Raw genomic sequence first — 18,807 nt, 5'->3', positions numbered from 1 at the left:
AGGCGCTACAGGGTGCCGCATTCGGGTAGCGGTGGTCCATGGCTAAAGGTGGTTCCCCCGTTATGGCCCCCACCCTCGATCATGACTTCGTATGAAATACCTTCCGCAAGGGGAGGCACAAGACCGCCACCAAGCCAGCCCGCAGGAACATCGCCATATAATATGATGTCGGACCTGAAAGGTTCGTATCGCCCGGCGTTCGTCGGCGCGTAGGTCGACCATATACGCGTCCACGACTTGTCCCCGCTGTCGGAGGCAAGGACGGTCAGCCTGTCCATCTGCGGCGCTTCCTTGGAGGGCATCGTGATATGAAAGCCGGTTCGTCCGGCTTGCTGACAGACGTCGACGATGATCCGGGGCGGCTGGCAGGAGGATAGCGTCGCGGTCGCCATCATCATCGCCGCAATCTTGCTCGGGTTCATCGCGCATCGCTCGTCGTCTGGCCGCCCACGTTCGCCCCTCACTCCCCCTTCAGATATTTGTCGAACCACCCGATCGTCCGGCGCAGCGAGTCCAGCTGGTTCTCGCGCTTCTGGAAACCATGACCCTCCTCGGGGTAGAAGATCGTCTCGACGATATTGCCCTTGGCCTTGAGCAGGTCGTGAACCTCCTGCGCCTGGCCGCGCGGCACGCGGATGTCATTCTCGCCCTGGATCGTCAGCAGCGGTGCCTTCGCTGCCTTCATATAGGTCAGCGGCGAGGCGGCGTCGTAAACCGCGCCATCCTTTTCCGGCGTGCCGAGCAGGCTGCGCTGATAGGCTTTCAGGAACTCGTCCTGGTCGCGGTACATGGTGCGCCAGTTGATGATGCCGAACCATTGCACCGCCGCCGCGAATTCGCCGGGGGTGCGGCCGATCGCCATCAGCGTCATGAAACCGCCGTAGGAGCCGCCGAAGATGCCGATCTTCTTGTCGTTCACATAGCCCGACTGGACGAGGAAGGCCTTGGCCGCCACGGTGTCCTTCAGGTCGCCGCCGCCGAGGTCCTGGAAATTGGCTTCCTGGAATTTCTTGCCATAGCCGGTCGAGCCGCGGAAATTGGGCTGGATCACGACATAGCCGCGCGTCGCGAACGCGGTGGCGTAGCGCGAGAAGCCGTCCTGCGACTGGCCGGTCGGGCCGCCGTGCGGCATCACGATCGCGGGGTTGCTGCCATCGCGTTTCAGGTTGAACGGCATCGTCACCACCGCGCTGATCAGTGTGCCGTCGAAGCTTTTGTAGGTCACGATCTGCGATTTGGGCAGCGTCGCGGGGGCGAGGCTGGCCATCGCCAGCGGCACCACGGGCACCGCCTTGTTCGCGCCGAGGTCATAGGCATAGAGCATCGTCGGCGAATCCGCGCCGCTGCGCGTCACGAACATCTTCGACCCGTCGGGCGAGATCGCGGTGAGTCCGGGGATCGACGCGCGGCCGGGATCGAGCGCCAGCTCGGTCTTGGTCATGGTCGAAAGGTCGACCCGCGACAAGGTCGAACGCCCGTCGTTGTTGGTGCGCACGAACATCGCCTTGCCGTCGGGGGTGACGATATCGCTCGTTTCCTCCCACGGGGTCTTGGGCAGTCCCTGCCATTTTTTCGTCGCGACGGTGTAGGCCGTGGCATGCGGCTGGCCGGTGCCTTCGTCGGTGGTCACCGCCAGCACCGCGCCGTCGGGGGTCGCGCCGCTCGCGGCATAGATGGTCTTGGGCTTGCCGAGCAACTGCGTCGCGGCGCCGCTCGCAACGTCGACGCGCCAGATCTCGCTCGCCGACCCGTCGACGAGGCTGCGGTTGGCGATGATCGCCTTGCCGCCATCGACCCATGCAGCGGGCGCCCAGCTGAACTGCGGGTCATTTTCGGCGGTCAGGTTGCGGATCTTGCCGCCCGCATCCATCACCGCGAGATTGCTCTGCCCCTCGCTCTTGAGCTTGGTCGACAGCGCGACGAGGCCGCCGGTCGGGCCGGTGAGCAGCCCGCTTTCGCTGCGGTCGGGCGTGTTGGTCAGATTCTCGACCGCGCCGCCGACGGTGGGCACGCGATAGATGTCGTAATATTCGTTCCCGCCGGCATCCTGCGTGAAATAGAGCCACTGGCCGTCGCGCGTCGTCGCCAGCCCCGATTGCGCGTCGTCGGACTGGGTGAGCTGCACCGGCCAGCTGCCGTTGGCATCCATGCGCCAGATGTTGACGCGGCCGGTCAGGTCGGTGGCGATGAAAATCTGTTTGCCGTCGGCGCTCCACACCGCATCGTACAGCGCGCGGGTGACGCCGATATCGTCGAGCGGCACCGGCTTCGCGTCGGGATTGGCGGGCGAGGCGATCGTCCGCGGATCGGTGACCGGACGGTCGGGGGTCGCAACCTGGGCGAAGACGGGCGCGGCGGTGGCGAGCAGTAGGACGGTGAGAATCGAGCGCATCGGTGAACTCCCTGTTATATGATGCGCAGACTATCGTGTGGAAAAGCAAAGTATAGCCGCTTGACCCGGCGAATCACTTGTGATTCAAGGGCTGGGATGACGCAGCGCCACAAAGTACGGAAATCGGTGAACCGGGCCATAGGTCCCACCGTCGCCGTGATCGCGGTGCTGGCGATGATCGGCTATGCGATCTTCGGCCCGACCGGGCTCTATGCCTGGGGCGACTACGGCCAGTCGGTCGAGAAGCAGCGCGTCGTCCTCGCCGAGCTGACCAGGAAGCAGAATGAGCTGAAGAACCGGGTCAATCTGCTCGACCGCCGCCGCGTCGATCCCGACCTGGCCGAGGAATATGTGCGCGAGAAGCTCGGCGCCTATCACCCCGACGAGGTGATCATTCCGATGGACCCCGCCGAAAAGCCCTGATCGGTCGTCATTGCGAGGAGCCGAAGGCGACGCGGCAATCTCCAGCCGCCGGCATTGCGCAAGGTTGCGAGCTGTAGATTGCTTCGCTCCGCTCGCAATGACGGGTGTTGGGTCGGCTCGATTGCTGCACCCTTGTTGCATAGCTATCCTTGGACCCCTTGGGGGCCAAGCGGGCGTTGCCAAGTGCGGCGCGGCTCTCCTATAGGGAAGCCCTGCCGTAACGGCTAACCGCAAAGGAACCCGCCTTGGCCAAAGCACCCGTGCGCAAGACTGCTGCGCCGAAAAAGCCCGCCCCAAATGCTGCCGCAACCCCCGCGCCCGCGACCAATCGCGACCGCCCGCAAGACCCCGCGCCCTATGACGCGACGCCGGCGGAGCTGGAAACATTCTACCGCGAAATGCTGCTGATCCGGCGTTTCGAGGAAAAGGCGGGGCAGCTGTACGGGCTCGGGCTGATCGGCGGTTTCTGCCACCTTTATATCGGCCAGGAAGCGGTGGCGGTCGGACTCCAGTCGGCGCTCGACGGCGACAAGGACAGCGTCATCACCGGCTATCGCGACCATGGCCATATGCTCGCTTACGGGATCGATCCCAAGGTCATCATGGCCGAGTTGACCGGCCGCGCCGCGGGGATCTCGCGCGGCAAGGGCGGCTCGATGCACATGTTCAGCGTCGAGCATAAATTCTATGGCGGTCACGGCATCGTCGGGGCGCAGGTGTCGCTCGGCACCGGGCTGGCTTTCGCGCACAAATATCGCGGCGACGGCGGCGTCGCCATGGCCTATTTCGGCGACGGCGCGTCGAACCAGGGCCAGGTCTATGAAAGCTTCAACATGGCCGAGCTGTGGAAGCTGCCGATCATCTTCGTGATCGAGAACAACCAGTACGCGATGGGCACTTCGGTCAACCGCTCGTCGGCCGAGGACCAGCTTTATCGCCGCGGCGAAAGCTTCCGCATCCCCGGGATGCAGGTCGACGGCATGGACGTGCTCGCGGTGCGCGGCGCCGCCGAGGCAGCGCTCGAATGGGTGCGCAGCGGCAAGGGGCCGGTGCTGATGGAACTCAAGACCTATCGTTATCGCGGTCACTCGATGTCCGACCCCGCCAAATATCGCAGCCGCGAGGAAGTCCAGGCGGTGCGCGACAAGAGCGATGCGATCGAGCATCTGAAAAAGCTGATGCTCGACGCCGGGATCAGCGAGGACAAGATCAAGGATATCGACAAGGAGATCCGGCAGGTCGTCGCGGACTCGGCGGACTTCGCCGAGAGCGCGCCCGAACCCGAGTTGCATGAACTTTATACCGACGTGCTGGTGGAGCAATATTGATGCACCGTTTCGTCATTGCGGCGGTGGTTGGTTTGGCGGGCGCTGTTCCCGCCATGGCCGAGCTGCCGGCGTCGTACGACGCGGAGAAGGTTGCAGCTTGCGTGCCGCAAACAGTAGACGAAGCCGTCGCATGCCTGAAGTCCACGCTGTCTCCGGCGGATTTCACGATGCTGGCCGACCGAGAGGCCTCGAGGCGATTCCGCGGACATCTCGATGAAATGCTGCGGGTGCAGTGGAAATTGCGCGATCCCGAAACGCCGCTCGTCCAGTATATGAACCGGCATGGCATCTACGGTTCGGCAGTTGGTGCCCCGGCGATCATCATCGGCGCCTTGCAGGCTGACGCCCATGGTGCACGCCTAAACTACAAGGCGGTGGCGGCCGCCATTCAGGCCGCTCCCGTCCTGCCCGACCCGGGGCCACCGCCTCAGGGAACCTTTGACGGACCGGTTGGCTCGGAGACGCTGCCGATGTCCGAGTGTAGCGAAATGAAATTGCCGCCGGGTGCGGTATTGTCGAAATGCCTCCGCTTGGCCGACGGGACCATGACGGCGCTGGTAGCGATGAAAGAAGATCAAGCGATGACCGAGGTTTCCAATGGCAATTGAACTGAAAATGCCGGCGCTGTCGCCGACGATGGAAGAGGGCACGCTCGCCAAGTGGCTCGTCAAGGAAGGCGACACGGTGAAGTCGGGCGACATCCTCGCGGAGATCGAGACCGACAAGGCGACGATGGAATATGAAGCGATCGACGAGGGCGTGATCGCGTCGATCCTGGTCGCCGAGGGCACCGACAATGTGAAGGTCGGCACCGTGATCGCGACGATTTCGGGCGAGGGGGAGGAAGCGGCGGCGCCTGCCGCGGCTGCCGCGGCTGCCGCTCCGGCGCCTGCTCCGGTCGAGGAAGCCAAGGCCGCTGCGCCGGCCCCGGCACCCGCACCCGCGGCGGAAAAGCCCGCCGCGGTCGAGCGCGCCTCCGACCCCGCGATCCCCGAGGGGACCGCGATGGTCAAGACCACCGTCCGCGAAGCGTTGCGCGACGCGATGGCCGAGGAAATGCGCAAGGACGACCGCGTCTTCGTGATGGGCGAAGAAGTCGCCGAATATCAGGGCGCGTACAAGGTGACGCAGGGGCTGCTCGAGGAATTCGGCGCGCAGCGCGTCGTCGACACCCCGATCACCGAATATGGCTTTGCCGGCCTCGGTTCGGGCGCCGCGATGGGCGGGCTCAAGCCGGTCATCGAGTTCATGACCTTCAACTTCGCGATGCAGGCGATCGACCACATCATCAACTCGGCGGCCAAGACCAACTATATGTCGGGCGGCCAGATGCGCTGTCCGATCGTGTTCCGCGGGCCGAACGGGGCCGCGAGCCGCGTCGCCGCGCAGCATAGCCAGAATTTCGCGCCCTGGTACGCCAGCGTCCCCGGCCTGATCGTGATCTCGCCCTATGACTCGGCCGATGCCAAGGGACTGATGAAGGCGGCGATCCGCAGCGAGGACCCGGTGGTCTTCCTCGAGAATGAGCTGCTCTACGGCCGCAGCTTCGACGTGCCGGCGGTCGACGATTTCGTCCTGCCGATCGGCAAGGCGCGGATCATGCGTGCGGGGACCGACGTCACCATCGTCAGCTACTCGATCGGCGTCGGGCTCGCGCTCGAAGCCGCCGACGCGCTCGCCGCCGAGGGCATCGACGCCGAGGTCATCGATCTGCGCACGCTGCGCCCGCTCGACACCGTCACCGTGCTCGCCAGCCTCAAGAAGACCAACCGGCTGGTCGTCGTCGAGGAAGGCTGGCCGACCTGCTCGATCGCCAGCGAACTCGCGATGGTCGCGATGGAACATGGCTTCGACGACCTCGACGCCCCGGTAGCGCGCGTGTGCAACGAGGATGTGCCGCTGCCCTATGCCGCGAACCTCGAAAAGCTCGCGCTCGTCGATACGCCGCGCGTGATCGCGGCGGTGAAGGCGGTTTGTAACCGTTGACCGCCTGAGCCCTCGTCATTGCGAGGACCCCGGACTTGATCCGGGGGAACGAAGCAATCCAGAGCAGGCGTAAACCGCCCTGGATTGCTTCGCTTCGCTCGCAATGACGATGCGGTGGTGGTAGCGCGCGTCGCATGACCGACGCCGCTGCTCCCGAATTTCTGCTCTACCCCGACATCCGCGATCCGCGCGTGATGGTCGCGGTGCCGCGCGACCGGCGTGCGGCGATGACGGCGCTGTGGGGATTGGCCGAACGGCTCACCAATTTGCTGATCGAAACGCGCGAGCCGCTGATCGGCCAGATCAAGCTCGCCTGGTGGCGCGACATGATGGTCTTGCTCGCCGCCGATCCGGCGGCGCTGCCGAAGGGCGAACCTTTGCTCGCCGAACTGCAGGCGACCTGGGCGGGGCAGGGCGGGCTCGATACGCTCGCCGACGCGGCCGAGGCGATGTTGCTTGCCGAGGATGAAGCATCGCGCGGCGCGGCGGCGATGGCGTTCGGCACGGCGCTGTTCACCTTGTCGGGCGGTGGCACCGGTACGCGCTGGGGCTTGCTGTGGGGGGCGGTGGTGCAGTCGGAGGAAGAGGATGCGCATTATCTCTTCGCCGCGGCGCGCGCGGCACCCGTTCCAACGGGCGCCGCCTTCGTGGGCCGGCGCGCCCTGCTGATGCTCGACCGCTGGGCCGCTTCCATCGCCGCCGCGGACGGCGAACGGCGCTGGCGGAGCGAGGGACTGTTGCTGTTTCGCGTCGGGCTGATCGGCCGCTGACGAATAAAATGCGCCGGGGCTGGAAATGGCGCCGGCAAACATCTATCTTGTGCGGTACATAATAGGGTCGCAGGGGACGATTGATGTTCAACGGGCTGGTCGCCTATCTCGATTCGATCAAGGCGCGTGACCCCGCGCCGCGCTCGCGTTGGGAAATCCTGCTCTATCCGGGACTGCTCGCGGTCGGCATGCACCGTATCGCGCACTGGCTGTTCGAGGCCGACCTGTTTTTCCTCGCGCGCTTCGTCAATCATTTTGCGCGCTTCCTGACCGCCATCGACATTCATCCCGGCGCCAAGATCGGACGGCATCTGTTCATCGACCATGGTTTCGGCGTCGTGATCGGCGAGACGGCGGAGATCGGCGACAATGTCTCGATCTATCAGGGCGTGACGCTCGGCGGCACCGATCCCGCCAACGGCATCGGCGGCAAGCGCCACCCGACGCTCGCGAACGACGTCATCGTCGGTTCGGGCGCGCAGATCTTGGGTCCGGTCATGGTGAACGCGCGGGCGCGGATCGGCGCCAATGCGGTGGTGGCGAAGGATGTGCCCGAAGGCGCCGTGATGGTCGGCATCCCGGCGCGCTCGACCCTCGTCGACGCCACCGAATATGCCCGCGAATTCGTGCCCTATGGCACCTGCAACGAGACCTTCGATCCCGCGACGCAAAAGGTCGAGCTGCTCCAGTGCCAGCTTGAACAGCTGCAGAAACAGCTCGCCACGCTGATCGCCGAACGTGACGCCGCCACCGACCCCGCACCGCGCAAGGGACGCAGCCGCGCCTGATGGGGATCGTCACCCCCTGGCCCTACACCAGCTCCTTGCCGCAGCAGACGGCGTTTGATCGCCGGGAATTGACGCGTATCCTCGATCTTTACGGGCGCATGGTCGCCGCCGGGAAATGGCGCGACTATGCGATGGATTTCCAGCGCGACGTCGCGGTCTTCTCTTGTTTCCGTCGCGCGTCCGAACGGCCCGAATATCGCATAGAAAAACGCCCCGCCTTGCGGAGCCGGCAAGGCATGTGGGCCTTGGTCTCCGAAGCCGGGGCGATTTTGAAACGCGGGGACGAGCTTGCCAATGTGCTCGCCCCCGTCGAGCGCAAGCTTATGAAGCTGGTACCGGACTGACCGGCCGCACCGTCGCGGGCAACTGGTCGGCGAGGCCCGTGGGCAGGAACCCGACCACCACGCTCCGCGCATTCTGCCAGAAGGCCGAGAGCAGCAGCAGCGCCGATCCGATGACGAAGGCGGTGAGCGCGACATTGAGCTCGACCGCGCCGAAGGTCTGGAACAGCTGGGTCAGCGCGAACAGCACATAGGCGAGGGCGGAGACGAGCAGCGCGCGGCGGTCGATCGCCAGCGCGATCAGGCCGAAGGCGATATAGATGCCGATCACCATCACGGCGGCGCCGCTGCTGATGTCATGCCCCTGGGTGACGCCGAGCAGGTGGAAGATCGGGTGGGCGATCATCGGCGCGGCGAGCAGGTGGAGCCAGAAGGCGACGTCGCTGCGCCGCGTCTGGCGCACCCGGTCGCTGCGGTCCCACCACATGGCGAGCGCGAAGATGCCGAGCCCGGCGACCAGCACCAGCGACATGAACAGGTTGATCGGCGGTTCGTCGCCGCCGACGGCGGCGAGCACCAGCGCCACCGCAGTGCCGGCGAGCGCGGCGCTGCCGGCCGCGACGGTGATCGGGACCATGAAGCGTTTCCAGTGGAACCAGGTCGCCGTCGCGGTGATCAGCGCCATGCCTGCGGCGACGACCGCCATGGTCGCTTCAGCAGGATGGTTGCCGAAAATCGCCTCGCCATGCTCGACGAGGAAGCCGACCATCGAGCCGAACACGCCCGCCGCGAAAGCGAGGACGAGGACGATGCTGGGAAGCGCCATGCGGCGCTGGCGGGTGAAATATTCGGCGAGACCCCAGGCGGTCGCGGCGACCCCGATGCCGGCGAGCGCCGGGTGGATCGACTGGCCGATCCAGCCCACCGCGACGAGCAGGATCACCGCCGCGATGCTGACGAAGATGTCGTTGAAACCGGTGATGAGGCGGAATGATTCCTCATCCGCTCCGGGAGCGGCGCGCACCGACGCGATATGGGCGCGGAAAGCCGCAGCGGCCTCCGGCGTCATCACCTTTGCGTCGACCGCTGCTTGCAGGTCGCTTTCGCTATACATTGGGGTCGTCCTTCTGTCCGATCCCCTTGCCCCACGGCGTGTATGGCACAACTGTGTTAGTGGTGCAATACGATAAATCAGGTGAAGATATGCGCCGCCGTCAGGCGCTCGCGCTGTGCTGCGGTGACGCGGGCGACGAGGCGCAGCGCGAGCGGATAGAGGATCAGATTGATCACCGAATTGACGATGGCGAGGATGATCGCCTCGCGCTTTTCGTCGGGGGTGACGGCGTCTGCGGCGGCCATGCCGAGGAGTGTTCCGACGGCGATTGAAAAGGACCACAGGCCCCACCAGAGGATTAGCAGCGTCTGACCGGCGCGGACGCCCTCGGTGTCGCCGCCGTGGCTGAGGGCCCAGATCTGGCGCATCGCCTGATAGGGTTTGAAGAAATTGGCGATCGGGACGAAATGCCAGCCCACCGACCAGGCCGGGGTGAAGCCGAAGCCCGGGGCTCGCGCCGCCTTGACGTTGGCGGCCGCGCGATAGGTCCACATGCAGAAGACGACGAAGGTGGTGAAGGCCAGCAGCCCGTCGCTGACCGACACGCCGAGATACAATGCGTTGAGCCCGACCACGGGCGCATCCTCGTCGAGCGAGACCCGCCCGTTCAGTTCGGCGATCTGGCCGACGCACGCCAGGGCGAGGACGATCCAGCCGAAGGCGAGCAGGTTCCGCAGGAGCCTGCCGCGGCGCTGGAGGAGGGCGATGCCGTCGCCCAAGGTCATGTCCGTCATAGGCCCCTCGCGATCGGCGGCCCCGATGGGGCGCCGATGCGAAGAACGCCTATCAGGGTCAGCCCAGCGCTTGCAATGCCCGCATCACCGCCATCGACTGTTCGCTGCCGGACTGGGGCACGGTTTCGCCGTTGCGGTCGATGATCTTATCCCACGCCGCGGCGACGCCCTCGGGGGTGCGTTCACCCTCGGGCAGCGCGATGCCGGGGGTCATGGTGACATAGGCGGCGTGGAAGGCGCCGGCGCCGGCGCCGATGATCATGTTCGTCGGGGCGTCCTCGCTGACCAGATAGAGCGCGGCGGGGACGACATTCTCCGGCGTGAACTTTTCGAACAATTCGGCGGGGAAGATGTCCTCGGTCATGCGCGTGCCGGCGACCGGGGCGATCGTGTTGCAGCGGATGTTGTACTTCGCGCCTTCAAGGTGGAGCGTCTTGGTCAGCCCGGCGAGGCCGAGCTTCGCCGCGCCATAATTGGCCTGGCCGAAGTTGCCGTAAAGGCCGGTCGACGAGGCGGTCATCAGCAGGCGGCCATAAGCCTGCTCGCGCATCGTGTCCCATACCGCCTTGGTGACGTTGGCGCTGCCGCTGACATGCACCTTCAGCACCAGGTCGAAATCGGCGGGTTCCATCTTGGCGAAGCTCTTGTCGCGCAGGATGCCGGCGTTGTTGATGACGATATGGACGCCGCCCCAGGCTTCCTTGGCCTTGGCGACCATTTCGACCATCTGGTCATATTCGGTGACGCTGCCGCCGTTCGACATCGCGGTGCCGCCGAGCGCCTTGATTTCCTCGACCACCTGCAGCGCGGCGTCCGAATGGCCGGTGCCGTCGCGCGCGCCGCCGAGGTCGTTGACGACGACCTTCGCCCCGCGGCGCGCCAGTTCGAGCGCATAGGCGCGGCCGAGCCCGCCGCCGGCGCCGGTGACAATGGCAACGCGTCCGTCAAATTTGATCGTCATGATGGTCTCCCGAAGGGGCGATCCCGATAGGTTGCCCGAAAAAACTGGCCCGTCCTTAGCCGTTCGCCGCTTTCAGGCAAGGGGTGATCGGAAAAGCGTCCGTTGCAACGAAAATGTCACGCAAATGACGTGCAACTGTCATAGAGCCGTCATAACAGCGCCACGAGTTTGTCACCCTTTCGCAACGGAGCAAATCCCCATGCGCCACTTCCTGCTCGCCACCGCGGGCTTCCTTTTGCCTCTTGGCGCGCCCGCCCTCGCTGCCGAACCGGTCCAGGGACCACCGAGTCCGGCGCCTGCCGCGAGCGACCCCGAGCCCGCCAAGGCGCCCGCGAAAAAGTCGGAATGGGAATTCAAGCCGCGCTGGCGCCTGCAATATGACTTCGCCAATGTCAGCGGCCCGGCGGGGCTGGCGGGTACAGGAAATTCGGAAGAAATCCGCCGCGCCCAGCTTGGCGTCGATATCAAGATGCCCGGCGGCTTTTCGGCGCGGGTCGAGGGCGAGTTCACCGCCGACCCGATCGAATTCGTCGACGCCTATGTCGCGTGGAACGGCGACGGCATCAATGTGACCGCGGGGCAGCAGAAATTCTTCACCCCGCTCGACGATATGACGAGCGACCTCAACACCAGCTTTACCGAACGCGCGGCGCTGGTCACGGCGTTCAACTTTTCGCGACGCACCGGCCTGTCGGCGGGCTATGCCAAGGGCGATTTCCAGATCAACGGCGGGGTCAGTACCGATCCGCTGATCCAGCTCGACGATGTCGACGACAACAGCCAGGCGGCGCATATCCGTGCGGTGTGGATGCCGAAGTTCGGCAAGACCAATGTCCATTTGGGCGCCGCCTATCACTGGAAGCATCGCCAGGATTCCGAGCTGGTGCCGGTGCGCTATCGCCAGCGTCCGCTCGTCCATTCGACCGAGACGCGCTATATCGCGACGCCCGGCCTGCTCGCCGAACGCGAGCAGACCTATGGCGTCGAGGCGGCGGCGGTGAACGGCCCGTTCCATTTCGCCAGCGAAGCCTATTGGCAGCATGCGAGCCGCGACGGGGCGAGCGACCCGACCTTCTTCGGCGCCTATGCCGAGGTCGGCTTCTTTCTGACGAAAGGCGACAGCCGGCCGCTGAAGGGCGGGCAGTTCGGCGCGATCAAGCCGAAAAAGCCGCTCGGCGACGGGGGCATCGGCGCGGTGCAGGTCAATGCGCGCTACGATTATCTCGACCTCAACGATGCCGGGATCACCGGCGGCACGCAAAAGGGCTATATGGCGTCGATCATCTGGTCGCCGACCAGCTGGATGCGGCTGATGGCGCAATATGCGCGGCTGAACTATCGCGACGCGGCGATCGCGGTGGCGGGCGACCGCGATTACGGCGTCGACGTCGTGGGTGCGCGGGTGCAGTTCACTTACTGAGGTTACAAACAAATACGCCGTCATTGCGAGCGCAGCGAAGCAATCCAGAGCGGTTTACGCAGGCTCTGGATTGCTTCGCGTCGCTCGCAATGACGATGAAAGGGATCAACCCTTGCCGGCATCCAGCGCATAACCCGCCGAACGCACGGTGCGGATGATGTCCGCAGTGCCCGGCAGGTTGATCGCCTTGCGCAGACGGCGGATATGCACGTCGACCGTCCGCAGCTCGATGTCGCTGTCCTGTCCCCAGACGCTGTCGAGCAATTGCCCGCGCGAAAAGACGCGGCCCGGATGCTCCATGAAATGGCGCAGCAGGCGGAATTCGGTCGGCCCCATGTTCACGATCTGCCCGCCGCGCACCACCTTGTGCGCGACCGAGTCGAGTTCGATGTCGGCATAGGTGAGCATTTCGCCGGCGAGCGCGGGGCGCAGGCGGCGGAGCACCGCCTGGACGCGCGCGACCAGCTCGCGCGGGCTGAACGGCTTGGTGACATAATCGTCGGCGCCGGTCTCCAGCCCGCGAATGCGATCCTCTTCCTCGCCGCGCGCGGTGAGCATGATGATCGGCACATTCGCCGATTTCGGGTTGCGGCGCAGGCGGCGGCAGACCTCGATCCCGGGCAGGCTTTCGATCATCCAGTCGAGCAGGACGATGTCGGGGACGCGTTCCTCGACGAGGATCAGCGCCTGTTCGCCGTCGGGGGTCTGGCGCACCGAAAAGCCCTCGCGAGCGAAATGCCACACGATGAGTTCGGCGATCGCTTCGTCATCTTCGATGAGAAGCAGGTCGGGCTGCGGCATCAGCCTTGCTCCTGTTCCGCGGCGCCGTCCTCGGGCTGCTCGCCGCGTTCGCGTTCGTCCATCTGGCCGCCGGTCACGACATAATAGACCATCTCCGCGATGTTGGTCGCATGATCGCCCATGCGTTCGAGGTTCTTGGCGACGAACAGCAGGTGCGCGCTTTCCGAGATATATTTCGGATTTTCCATCATGAAGGTCACGAGGGTGCGGAAGATGCTGTTGTAGAAATCGTCGACATTCTTGTCGCGGACGGTCACCCGCACCGCGAGTTCGGCGTCGCGCGCCGCGAAGCTGTCGAGCGCGTCGTGGATCAGCTCGGCGACGATGTTCGACATCGAGATCAGCAGCGGGATCGCCTCGATCGACCGCGTCTGGTCCATCAGCGCGACGCGCTTGGCGATATTCTTGGCATAATCGCCGATGCGCTCGACGACCGACACGATCTTCAGCGCCGCGATCATCTCGCGCAGATCGTCGGCCATCGGGGCCCGAAGGGCGATGGTCTGGACCGCGAGCTGTTCGACTTCGCTTTCGAGCGCGTCGATCTTCTTGTCGTCGCGCACGACCTGTGCCGCGAGTTCGAGGTCGCCCATGTTGAGCGCGGTCATCGCCTGGAGCAGCGCCTGTTCGGCGCGGCCGCCCATCTCGCTGATCAGACCGCGGAGGCGGTTGAGATCCTCGTCGAACGCCTTGACCGTATGATCATTCACAATCGCCATCGTTCAGTCCTTCAGGGCCGGGGCTTAGCCGTAGCGGCCGGTGATATAGTCCTTGGTGCGTTCCTGCTTCGGGTTGGTGAAGATGTCGGTGGTCTTGCCATATTCGACCAGCGTCCCGAGGTGGAAGAAAGCGGTGCGCTGCGACACGCGGGCCGCCTGCTGCATGTTGTGGGTGACGATCACGATCGCGAAACGCCCGCGCAATTCGTGGATCAGCTCCTCGATCTTGGCGGTCGCGATCGGGTCGAGCGCCGAGCAGGGCTCGTCCATCAGGATGACTTCGGGATCGACCGCGATCGCGCGCGCGATGCACAGGCGCTGCTGCTGGCCGCCCGACAGCGCGGTGCCGCTTTCGCCGAGCCGGTCCTTGACCTCGTCCCACAGGCCGGCGCGCACCAGCGCGCGTTCGACGACGACGTCGAGATCGGCCTTGTTCGGCGCGAGGCCGTGGATGCGCGGGCCATAGCCGACATTGTCATAGATCGACTTGGGGAAGGGGTTGGGTTTCTGGAACACCATGCCGACGCGCGCGCGCAGCTGCACGACGTCCATCGACGGCGCATAGATGTCCTCGCCGTCGAGTTCGATGCGGCCGGTCACCTTGGCGCTGGCGACGGTGTCGTTCATGCGGTTCAGCGAGCGCAGGAAGGTCGACTTGCCGCAGCCCGACGGGCCGATGAAGGCGGTGACCAGGTCGGTACCGACATCGATCGACACGTCGTTGATCGCCTGTTTCTCCCCATAGAAGACGTTGACGCCTTGCGCCTTCATCTTGGGATCGAGAATCGTGAGGTCTTCTTGGGTCATGATCACCAGCGTTTTTCGAATTTGTTGCGAAGATAGATCGCGAGGGCGTTCATCGACAGCAAAACGATGAGCAGCACGATGATCGCGGCGGAGGTTTTTTCGACGAAGCCGCGGTCGACCTCGTCCGACCAGAGGAAGATCTGCATCGGCAGCACAGTTGCGGGCGAGCACACGCCGCTCGGCACGTCGCCGATGAAGGCGCGCATGCCGATCAGCAGCAGCGGCGCGGTCTCGCCCAGCGCGCGCGCCATGCCGATGATCGTGCCGGTGAGGATGCCGGGCAGCGCGAGCGGCAGGACATGGTGGAACACCACCTGCACCGGGCTGGCACCGACCCCGAGCGCGGCGTCGCGGATCGAGGGCGGCACCGACTTGATCGCGTTGCGGCTGGCGATGACGATCACCGGCATCGTCATCAGCGCCAGCGTCAGCCCACCGACGAGCGCGCTCGCCTGGCAAATGCCGAACCAGTTGATGAACACCGCGAGCGCGAGCAGGCCGAAGATGATCGAGGGCACCGCCGCGAGGTTGTTGATCGACACCTCGATCAGGTCGGTCCAGCGGTTCTTCGGCGCATATTCCTCGAGATAGAGCGCGGCGAGCACGCCGGTCGGGAAGGCGATGAGGAAGGCGATCAGGATCGTCAGCACCGACCCCTTCAATGCGCCCCAGATGCCCGCGACCGCGGGGTCGGTGGCGTCGGCGTTCCTGAAGAAGGGCCAGTGGATGCCCGTCGACAGCTTGCCGTCGCGTTCCAGCGCATCGACCTTCGCGCCGAGTTCGCCCTTGGCGCCCTCCTTGGCGGCGATGTCGACCGTGCTCGACGTCGGCAGGTGGAACACCGTCGCGCCCTTCAGCAGGACGGGATCGGCCTTGATCGCGGTGCGGACTTCCTTCCACGCATTTTCGCTGATCATCGCCGACCCGCCGTCGCCCAGCGCTTCGTCGGCGGCAAAGGCGACGATGTCGGCGAGGCCGGCGCCCGCGATCACCTGGTCGGCGTCGGCATCGCCCAGCCGCGATGCGTCGACGGTCAGCGGCATCGCCTTGAAATCGACCGGCACTTCGACATTGGTGTAGGTGAAGCCGCGCAGGCCGTTGCCGACCATCGTGAACAGCAGGAAGGCGAGGAACAGGCCCGATAGCAGCACCGCGCCCAGCCCGAGCAGGCGGAACCGGCGCTCGGCGGCATAGCGCCGGGCGATGCGGCCCTGCATCGCGCCGCCCTTCCAGTCGGTGGGGGAGGTTCTATCACTCATAAGCTTCGCGATACTTTTTGACGATGCGCAGGGCGACGATGTTGAGCAGCAGGGTCACGACGAACAGCACGAGGCCGAGCGCGAAGGCGGCGAGCGTCTTGGCGCTGTCGAATTCCTGGTCGCCGGTGAGCAGCTTGACGATCTGCGCGGTCACCGTGGTGACGCTGGCAAAGGGATTGGCGGTCATGTTGGCGGACAGGCCCGCCGCCATCACCACGATCATCGTCTCGCCGATCGCGCGGCTGACCGCGAGCAGGATCCCGCCCATCACGCCGGGCAGCGCGGCGGGGATGAGCACCTGGCGGATCGTCTCGTTCGGGGTCGCGCCGAGCGCGAGCGATCCGTCGCGCATCGCCTGCGGCACCGCGTTGATGCTGTCGTCGGCCATCGAGGAGACGAAGGGGATGATCATCACCCCCATCACGATGCCCGCCGCCAGCGCGCTTTCGGTCGAGGCGTTGGGGATGCCGATCATCACCGCGAATTCGCGCAGCGCCGGCGCGACGGTCAGCGCGGCGAAATAGCCGTAGACGACGGTCGGCACGCCCGCGAGGATCTCGAGGCACGGCTTGACCCAGCGGCGCACGCGCGGGTTGGCATATTGGGTCAGATACACCGCGCTCATCATGCCGATCGGGATCGCGACGATCATCGCGATGATCGCGCCGATCAGCACCGTGCCCCAGAACAGCGGGATGCCGCCGAAGGTGTCTTTCACCGGCGCGCCGCTGGTCGGCGCCCAATTGGTCCCGAACAGCAGTTCGGCCGGCGAGACGAGGCGGAAGAAGCGGATCGATTCGAACAAGAGCGACAGCACGATGCCGAAGGTGGTCAGGATCGCGACGAGCGACGCCACCAGCAACAGCAGCATGACGATCTTTTCGACCCGCGTCCGGGCGCGGAAATCGGGTTTGATCCGCGTGAAGGCGTAAAGCCCGCCCGCGAGCGCGAGCGCCAGCATCGCGGCGATGCCGATCCATGCATAGGTGTGGCTCGCATCGGCATAGGGTTTGACCAGCGGCGCCGCGGCGGGGATGCGCACCGCCGCCTGCCTGCCCGTCGCGACGTTGCGCGCGTCGGACAATATCGCACCGCGTTCGAAGCCGAAGGCGGGCAGCTCTTTCGCCGCCTCGCTCGCCAGCACCGTGTTGGTCACCAGCCCGGGCGACACCGCGCTCCACACGGCAAGGAACAGCGCGGCGGGGGCGAACAGCCACAGCGCGACATACCAGCCATGATATTGCGGCCGCGAATGAAGCTTGGCGCCCGCGCGGCCCGCGAGCATCGACGAGCGCGCGCGGCCGGCCAGCCAGCCGATCAGCGCGAGGCCGGCGATCAAAAGCAAAAGGGCGGCGGCGTTGAAGGTCACTTGGTCCTCGTTATCATGCGGCCCGCCGCGACCCAAAGCGGGCGGGCGTGGCAATTTCGTGACTCAACCGGATAAATCCGGAACCACCCTATCCGTTCGTGTCGAGCGAAGTCGAGACACGCATGGCGCAGACGTGTCTCGACTTCGCTCGACACAAACGGAAGGTGGGTGAGCCTTCCCAAAAAGCGGCGGCCGTTCCGGGCATGAGGACCCATCCCCGGCCGCCCGCGGGAGGAACCTACTTCAGTTCGGCGCCGTTCAGCGCCGTCATCCCCTTGGCATTCGCCGCGGCGGTCGCGGCGATGTCCTTGGGCGACACGATCAGGCCCTTGGCGGCGAGGTAGCCGCCTTCGCCCGAACCTTTGAGGAATTCGGCGACATATTCGGCGAGGCCGGGGATCACGCCGACATGCTTCTGCTTGACGTAGATGTACAGCGGGCGCCAGCCGGGATAGCTGCCGTCGGCGATCGTGGTGTAGGTGGGCGACACGCCCTGCACCGGCACCGCCTTGATCTTGTCCTTGTTGGCGTCGAGATAGCTGAAGCCGAAGATGCCGAGGCTGGTCGGGTTCTTGTCGAGCTTCGAGATGATGAGGTTATCATTCTCGCCCTGTTCGACATAGAAGGGGGCGCCGCGCAGCGCGGTGCAGGTCGCTTCGTGCTTGTCCTTGTCGCTGTCCTTCAGCGCCTTCATCGCGGGATTGGCGTCGCAGCCCTTGCCGAGGATCAGCTCCTTGAACGCGTCATAGGTACCGCTGGTCGACGGCGGGCCAAAGACCGAGATCGCGACCGCGGGAAGGGCGGGGTTGACGTCCTTCCACGTCTTCGCGGTGTTCGGCTTGCCATAGGGGTTGGCGGCGAGCGCCTTATAGACATCCTCTTCGGACAGCTTGAAGCCGGGGCCGCGTGCGGCTTCGCCCAGCGCGATGCCGTCGATGCCGATCTGGATTTCGACGATGTCGGTCACGCCATTCTTGGCGCAGGCGTCGAATTCCTTTTTCTTGATCCGGCGCGAGGCGTTGGCGATGTCGGGGGTGTCGCCGCCGACGCCCGAACAGAAACGCTCGAAGCCGCCACCGGTGCCGGTGCTGTCGATCTTCGGGGTCTTGTTGCCGGTCGCCTCGGCGAATTTCTCGCCGACGGTGGTGGCAAAGGGATAGACGGTCGAGGAACCGACCGCGCTGATATAATCGCGCGCCGCGCCGCCCGAGGAGGCCTGGTCCTGGCACGCGGAAAGCGCCAGAGCGCACGTCGCGGCGCCGGCGATAAGGGCGAATTTCTGCAGCATTTGAGAATGTCCTGTCGGGGGTCGCTAACGGACCGAGCCACCACCCCCGCGGCGACTCGCTGAGTGGCCAATGGGGGTTTTGTGTGACGTGTTTGTGACAGGGATTGTCATGGAAGTGTCATGGAACGACTTCCGTCGGCAAGCGTGAGACGACTCTTTATTCCTTGCGCAATGACAGCTATCCAAGGCCTGTCGAGGGGGTGTGCGCAATGTCCGACAATGATAATCGTCGATACCTAACGGCTCTTCCAAGTCCTAGCTCAAAGCGGGCGCTAAAATTGTTTGGCTCAGATGATGGTGCTGCATCAGGATACTTTTCTTTTCCAGATTTGGCCAAATGCCCTCCTGCAGGGTGTTCTAAAGGGCC

The 18,807-nt window shown here is 65.2% G+C and carries 19 protein-coding genes; 8 read left to right on the top strand and 11 right to left on the bottom strand.

All coding sequences use genetic code 11. The features are described 5' to 3' along the window. Positions 1–5: 5 nt before the first annotated feature. Both AC3WS4_RS15840 and AC3WS4_RS15835 read right to left on the bottom strand, forming a co-directional pair. Positions 6–422: a hypothetical protein gene (locus AC3WS4_RS15840; RefSeq protein WP_492739274.1), complete on the bottom strand. Its 417-nt coding sequence runs from the start codon at positions 420–422 to the stop codon at positions 6–8. A gap of 38 nt (positions 423–460) precedes the next feature. Continuing rightward, positions 461–2,392 carry a S9 family peptidase gene (locus AC3WS4_RS15835; protein WP_492739275.1) on the bottom strand — a complete coding sequence of 644 codons (1,932 nt, stop codon included), beginning with the start codon at positions 2,390–2,392 and terminating at the stop codon, positions 461–463. A 96-nt stretch (positions 2,393–2,488) separates the two neighbouring features. Between AC3WS4_RS15835 and AC3WS4_RS15830 the strand changes: the two genes are divergently transcribed. From AC3WS4_RS15830 to AC3WS4_RS15800, 7 genes are all read left to right on the top strand, one after another. Next, on the top strand, positions 2,489–2,815 hold the full coding sequence (locus AC3WS4_RS15830; RefSeq protein WP_492742877.1) for an FtsB family cell division protein: 327 nt from the start codon (positions 2,489–2,491) through the stop codon (positions 2,813–2,815). A 245-nt stretch (positions 2,816–3,060) separates the two neighbouring features. Beyond that, entirely contained in the window at positions 3,061–4,143 is a 1,083-nt protein-coding gene (pdhA, locus tag AC3WS4_RS15825) for a pyruvate dehydrogenase (acetyl-transferring) E1 component subunit alpha (RefSeq protein WP_056350712.1), read from the top strand. After that, positions 4,143–4,751, top strand: coding sequence for a hypothetical protein (locus tag AC3WS4_RS15820; RefSeq protein WP_187142072.1), 609 nt, complete (start codon positions 4,143–4,145; stop codon positions 4,749–4,751). The genes pdhA and AC3WS4_RS15820 overlap by 1 nt, the downstream gene beginning before the upstream one ends. Continuing rightward, positions 4,741–6,129 carry a pyruvate dehydrogenase complex E1 component subunit beta gene (locus AC3WS4_RS15815; protein WP_492739278.1) on the top strand — a complete coding sequence of 463 codons (1,389 nt, stop codon included), beginning with the start codon at positions 4,741–4,743 and terminating at the stop codon, positions 6,127–6,129. The genes AC3WS4_RS15820 and AC3WS4_RS15815 overlap by 11 nt, the downstream gene beginning before the upstream one ends. 134 nt (positions 6,130–6,263) lie before the next feature. Beyond that, positions 6,264–6,899 carry a hypothetical protein gene (locus AC3WS4_RS15810; protein WP_492739279.1) on the top strand — a complete coding sequence of 212 codons (636 nt, stop codon included), beginning with the start codon at positions 6,264–6,266 and terminating at the stop codon, positions 6,897–6,899. Positions 6,900–6,982: 83 nt separating this feature from the next. Further along, positions 6,983–7,687, top strand: a complete 705-nt coding sequence (gene cysE / locus AC3WS4_RS15805) for a serine O-acetyltransferase (protein WP_492739281.1) — start codon at positions 6,983–6,985, stop codon at positions 7,685–7,687. Beyond that, entirely contained in the window at positions 7,687–8,031 is a 345-nt protein-coding gene (locus AC3WS4_RS15800) for a DUF2794 domain-containing protein (RefSeq protein WP_431591810.1), read from the top strand. Before cysE ends, AC3WS4_RS15800 begins: the two co-directional genes overlap by 1 nt. On the opposite strand, the gene AC3WS4_RS15795 is transcribed toward AC3WS4_RS15800, so the two are convergent. The 3 genes from AC3WS4_RS15795 to AC3WS4_RS15785 form a co-directional block, all read right to left on the bottom strand. Continuing rightward, complete coding sequence (locus AC3WS4_RS15795; RefSeq protein ID WP_492739283.1) at positions 8,009–9,082, bottom strand: hypothetical protein; 1,074 nt, start codon at positions 9,080–9,082, stop codon at positions 8,009–8,011. The genes AC3WS4_RS15800 and AC3WS4_RS15795 overlap by 23 nt on opposite strands. 77 nt (positions 9,083–9,159) lie before the next feature. Continuing rightward, positions 9,160–9,816, bottom strand: a complete 657-nt coding sequence (locus tag AC3WS4_RS15790) for a DUF4328 domain-containing protein (protein WP_492739285.1) — start codon at positions 9,814–9,816, stop codon at positions 9,160–9,162. A 58-nt stretch (positions 9,817–9,874) separates the two neighbouring features. Then, the gene (locus tag AC3WS4_RS15785; RefSeq protein ID WP_056350726.1) at positions 9,875–10,777 is read right to left on the bottom strand and encodes an SDR family NAD(P)-dependent oxidoreductase; all 903 of its coding nucleotides are present in this window, start codon (positions 10,775–10,777) and stop codon (positions 9,875–9,877) included. A 199-nt stretch (positions 10,778–10,976) separates the two neighbouring features. On the opposite strand from AC3WS4_RS15785, the gene AC3WS4_RS15780 reads away from it, so the two are divergent. Further along, the gene (locus AC3WS4_RS15780; protein ID WP_492739288.1) at positions 10,977–12,197 is read left to right on the top strand and encodes an OprO/OprP family phosphate-selective porin; all 1,221 of its coding nucleotides are present in this window, start codon (positions 10,977–10,979) and stop codon (positions 12,195–12,197) included. 105 nt (positions 12,198–12,302) lie between these two features. Here AC3WS4_RS15780 and phoB read toward each other — a convergent pair whose 3' ends face one another. The 6 genes from phoB to AC3WS4_RS15750 all read right to left on the bottom strand — a co-directional run bounded on the left by phoB (position 12,303) and on the right by AC3WS4_RS15750 (position 18,440). Continuing rightward, entirely contained in the window at positions 12,303–12,998 is a 696-nt protein-coding gene (gene phoB / locus AC3WS4_RS15775; RefSeq protein ID WP_056350731.1) for a phosphate regulon transcriptional regulator PhoB, read from the bottom strand. Further along, entirely contained in the window at positions 12,998–13,717 is a 720-nt protein-coding gene (phoU, locus tag AC3WS4_RS15770) for a phosphate signaling complex protein PhoU (protein WP_056350733.1), read from the bottom strand. The genes phoB and phoU overlap by 1 nt, the downstream gene beginning before the upstream one ends. Before the next feature lie 24 nt (positions 13,718–13,741). Further along, positions 13,742–14,524: a phosphate ABC transporter ATP-binding protein PstB gene (gene pstB, locus AC3WS4_RS15765; protein ID WP_187142330.1), complete on the bottom strand. Its 783-nt coding sequence runs from the start codon at positions 14,522–14,524 to the stop codon at positions 13,742–13,744. Between the two features lie 2 nt (positions 14,525–14,526). After that, complete coding sequence (gene pstA, locus AC3WS4_RS15760) at positions 14,527–15,783, bottom strand: phosphate ABC transporter permease PstA (protein WP_492739293.1); 1,257 nt, start codon at positions 15,781–15,783, stop codon at positions 14,527–14,529. After that, positions 15,776–17,152 (bottom strand): phosphate ABC transporter permease subunit PstC, encoded by a 1,377-nt coding sequence (gene pstC, locus AC3WS4_RS15755; RefSeq protein ID WP_492739295.1) that lies wholly within the window; start codon positions 17,150–17,152, stop codon positions 15,776–15,778. Before pstC ends, pstA begins: the two co-directional genes overlap by 8 nt. Before the next feature lie 238 nt (positions 17,153–17,390). Beyond that, positions 17,391–18,440, bottom strand: coding sequence for a substrate-binding domain-containing protein (locus AC3WS4_RS15750; protein ID WP_492739296.1), 1,050 nt, complete (start codon positions 18,438–18,440; stop codon positions 17,391–17,393). Between the last annotated feature and the right edge of the window lie 367 nt (positions 18,441–18,807).

It is taken from the genome of Sphingopyxis sp. EU05-FHT14B03 (assembly GCF_058790875.1).
This window is presented reverse-complemented; position numbering and strand designations above follow the sequence as displayed.